This window comes from Rickettsia sp. TH2014, assembly GCF_019249195.1.
Taxonomy (GTDB): Bacteria; Pseudomonadota; Alphaproteobacteria; order Rickettsiales; family Rickettsiaceae; genus Rickettsia; species Rickettsia felis.
This window is the reverse complement of the sequence record NZ_MXAX01000197.1, coordinates 1-4,040: the sequence shown is the minus strand read 5'-3', so window position 1 is coordinate 4,040 and position 4,040 is coordinate 1. Positions and strand designations below refer to the sequence as shown.

Genomic DNA, 4,040 nt, shown 5'->3' with positions numbered 1-4,040 from the left:
CTTTAAACTTCTGTTATATTCTTTCCAGTTGCAAACTTTTTGTAGCTTTGACATACACACTTGTGGTTAAGTTTTTTGTCGATTTACTACTTTTCTTAGTTCGCAGCTACTTTTTTTTATATCTACGCAACAAGGTCTTGCAGGAATGACGGTTTTGGTATCTATGTAACAATGCCACGCGGGAATGACAACTACGGTCTAACAATATGCAAATTGTATAATAATGTTAAATAATCAAGATTTCATACATACATTAAATCCACAACAGCAAAAAGCAGTTCTTCATACTGAAGGACCGCTTTTATTGCTTGCAGGTGCCGGAACAGGTAAAACAAAGGTACTTACCTCACGAATAGCTAATATTGTTCACCAAAATTTAGCCTCACCTCAAAATATTCTAGCCGTTACTTTTACTAATAAAGCTGCTAAAGAAATGACTGAAAGAGTTAACGGTCTCATTAATTGCTACGGTCTTAATATAGGCACTTTCCACTCAATGGCAGCTAGGATATTACGTGACCAAATTGAGCATTTAAATCTTGGTTTAAATAATAGATTTACTATTATTAGTCATGATGATCAATTAAAACTAGTTAAAGATATAGTAAAACTAAAAGATATCGATACTAAAAAATATGCTCCTAAATTAATACATATCATAATTTCGAGATGGAAAGATCAAGGATTATTACCAAGTACACTATCAGCATCAGATACTAATTTACCGTTGCAGAGGGTGGCAAAACTTGTATACGAAGAATATCAGAAAAATTTACTTATTTCTAATGTTTTAGATTTTGGAGATTTGCTACTTTATAATAATGAGCTTTTTATTAAAAATCCTGAAATATTAAGATATTACCAGGAAAAATATCGTTATATTTTAATCGATGAATATCAAGACACTAACGTTGTCCAGTATTTATGGGCAAGAATGCTCGCAAGTTTATATAAAAATATTTGCTGTGTAGGGGATGATGATCAATCTATCTATGGTTGGCGAGGAGCGGAAGTCGGTAATATATTACGCTTTGAAAAAGATTTTGCAGGTGCAACGATTATTAAGTTAGAGCAGAATTATAGATCAACTTTGCCGATACTTGCTGCTGCTTCCAATGTTATTAATAATAATAAAAACCGTCACAGTAAAACGTTATGGACGGATAGGGAAAGCGGTGAAAAGATAAAAATTATCTCTTGTTGGAGTGATAAAGAAGAAGCAAGATATATAGCCGGCGAAATAGATAAATTAGTGAGAGAAGACCGATATAATGCCGGCAATATTGCAATATTAGTACGAGCCGGATTTCAAACAAGAAGTTTTGAGGAAGCGTTTATAAATAGTGCTATACCTTATAAAATTATAGGAGGTTTGAGGTTCTATGAACGTATGGAAATAAGAGACGTGCTTGCTTATATCCGTATATCTTTGAATCAAAATGACAATCTAGCACTTGAGCGTATTATAAATGTGCCGAAAAGGGCAATAGGTGCAGCTAGCTTAAATAAAATTAGAGTCTATGCACTTGAGCGAAATATTTCTAATTTCGCAGCCATTAAAGAAATGTTGGAAATGGGCGAGATTAAAGCAAAACCATATGAAACTCTAAAAGATTTGGTGACTAAAATAGATAATTGGCACGAAAGATTTAGTATAGATGCTCCAATAAACGTGGTTAAAGCAATACTTGATGATTCCGGTTATCTTAAAATGCTTCAAGAAGAAAAAACCGAAGAAGCATTCGGTAGAATCGAAAATGTTAACGAAATGCTTAGAGCTATTGCCGAATTTAACGATATTCATGATTTTATCGAACATTCAAGTTTAGTTATGGAAAATGAAGTGCTTGAAACTAATTACGGTGGTTCTGTTACTATAATGACCCTGCACGCAGCTAAAGGGCTTGAGTTTGACGTGGTGTTTTTACCGGGCTGGGAAGAGGGGGTATTTCCATCTCAAAGATCCCTAGACGAAGACGGCGAAAAAGGCTTAGAAGAAGAACGCCGCATTGCTTATGTCGGTATTACGAGAGCCAAAAAAGATCTCTACATTACCCACGCCGAAAGCAGAAAAATATTTTATGAAATAGTCCGCTCTTACCCTTCAAGGTTCATAACCGAAATCCCTGATGAAATTACGATTAGGACCTCTTCTATGAAAAAATACAATTCTTTTTATAAGTTTAATTAATTTTCATTTATAAATTTTAAATTGGTTTACATTCTTTAACTAATTATTATCTAATTTAATTAATAATAATTAATAGAGGAAATGATATGGCCGAGGAGCTAATACCTGATAGACCACAAGAGAAACTTAAAACTGCTTTTGAATATCAAGTTGATAGTGCAGCAGGGATAATAAGAAAACTAGAGGAAAAAGTAACGCTGGCTTTAAAAGAGCCTTCTCTAATCAAAAGGCAAGACCTACATTTACAAGCTGTAGGAGCAGCTATAACTTTGTACTCTCCTGAAGTAGCAAATCAATATCTTAATGATACTGAAATACAAAAATTAGCTGATTTATTGAAAGAAAATAAAAATATACTATAAATTTATTGCCTAAAGAAAAAGATATATATGAAAAATTAGTAGCTAAAAATGAAGTTATAATTAAAGACTTTCCAATATCATTTGATGGAGTAGCAGATCATATAACTGTTAAAGTACAAGCAAAAGCTTATAAAAACGCTGTTGAAAGTGCTTTAATAGAAATGAGTGTAGATGATGAACAAATACCTCGTAAAAAATATGGAGAAGAACTCTTAAAAAGAGTTAAAGAAAAATTAGATAAACCTTTTTATGATGAAGTAACAAAAGAAACAGTTGAAATTTCTGAAGAAACAATATCAGAGGCTGAAAAATTAATTAAGAAAGCTCATAAGAATATAGATTTACAACAAACTACATTAACTTCGGACCAGGTTGAGGTTCAAAATGCTTTTAAAAGTACAATAGATAAATTATGCAAGTTTCTTGAAAAAAATATTGAAACAAATAAAAACATAAAGCAAGGAATAGATATAATTCAAGGAGCAGGAGTAAATGAAAGTGAAATAATAAATTCATTACTACCGGCAATAAGTAAACTACCTCCTGAAAAAATGACAGAGCAAGGTAGAGAAATTATCAAAAATTTTGCCCCATTACTTGAGAGCAATAATCCTGCACTTGTTAACGGTACTAAAAAAGTACTATCAGAGCTAGAACTTGGATATTTAACTGTACACGGAAAAGGAGAAGGTATAGCATTAGAATTACAAAGGGTAGCCAAACCTAAGCTATGGCAAAGAATAGTAGCAGTTTTTACCGGTACGGATTATGCTCAAAAAATATAGATAAAGCAGTCGCTAACTTTGAAAAAAGTAATAGTTTATATATAGATATGAAAAATTTATCGGAAGAACTGCAACGAGAAAAACAAGCACCAAATAAAGAAATCAATATCGTAACAGCAAAAAAAGAGCAAGGTAAGGAGCAAAATAAAACAATATCCCAAAGCTATAAGTCTTCTATATCAACCCCTATATCTCATGTTGATAAACTTAATAAAAGTAAAGAGAGTGGGCAACAGTCAGGGCATAGTAAATAATGATTTATATGATAATATAGTTGCGAATTTTTAAGAAGTTTGATAACTTGGTTACATTATATCAAATAACTTAATAATGAGTATTATATGGCAGAGATTATAACTAATATAAATGATACTATTGAAAAAATTAAAAAAACGATGAAGTAACTGAGATACCGGCGGCAGTAAAAGGTAAAATAGTTGATATAAAAAACGTAGATAGTAGATTAGATACTTTGAATAAAAATATTGTTACTCTAGACCCTATTCAACAATATTTACAATCTGAAGAATATATCACTAGTACGCTTGAAGTACTTGCCAGTAAAATTATTAGTGAAGTCGTAGAAAATAAAGATATACAAAAATTAGCTGTAATAGTTGAGATTTAATCTTACATTTAGTAAAATTAAGATAATATTAAATGGAGGATTAGAAATGATAGAGTGTTACCATGGTATGAGAG

4 protein-coding genes and 1 pseudogene are annotated in these 4,040 nt (G+C 31.5%); all 5 read left to right on the top strand.

The features are described 5' to 3' along the window. Positions 1-223 precede the first annotated feature (223 nt). Complete coding sequence (gene pcrA, locus KYQ89_RS03950; protein WP_218460500.1) at positions 224-2,191, top strand: DNA helicase PcrA; 1,968 nt, start codon at positions 224-226, stop codon at positions 2,189-2,191. Positions 2,192-2,277: 86 nt separating this feature from the next. After that, the gene (locus KYQ89_RS07800; protein ID WP_256621278.1) at positions 2,278-2,553 is read left to right on the top strand and encodes a hypothetical protein; all 276 of its coding nucleotides are present in this window, start codon (positions 2,278-2,280) and stop codon (positions 2,551-2,553) included. Between the two features lie 5 nt (positions 2,554-2,558). Next, a complete protein-coding gene (locus KYQ89_RS07795) occupies positions 2,559-3,338 on the top strand; it encodes a hypothetical protein (protein WP_256621276.1) in 780 nt (259 codons plus the stop codon). Further along, the gene (locus KYQ89_RS03935) at positions 3,284-3,592 is read left to right on the top strand and encodes a hypothetical protein (protein ID WP_256621275.1); all 309 of its coding nucleotides are present in this window, start codon (positions 3,284-3,286) and stop codon (positions 3,590-3,592) included. The genes KYQ89_RS07795 and KYQ89_RS03935 overlap by 55 nt, the downstream gene beginning before the upstream one ends. Before the next feature lie 87 nt (positions 3,593-3,679). Next, a pseudogene (locus KYQ89_RS03930) lies at positions 3,680-3,945 on the top strand (hypothetical protein); the annotation flags it as partial. Positions 3,946-4,040 lie beyond the last annotated feature (95 nt).

What these genes read in the sequence shown, in the direction of transcription:
- pcrA (WP_218460500.1), top strand. Translation starts at nt 224, where the DNA reads ATGTTAAATAATCAAGATTTCATACATACATTAAATCCACAACAGCAA.
- KYQ89_RS03935 (WP_256621275.1), top strand. Translation starts at nt 3,284, where the DNA reads ATGGCAAAGAATAGTAGCAGTTTTTACCGGTACGGATTATGCTCAAAA.
- KYQ89_RS07800 (WP_256621278.1), top strand. Translation starts at nt 2,278, where the DNA reads ATGGCCGAGGAGCTAATACCTGATAGACCACAAGAGAAACTTAAAACT.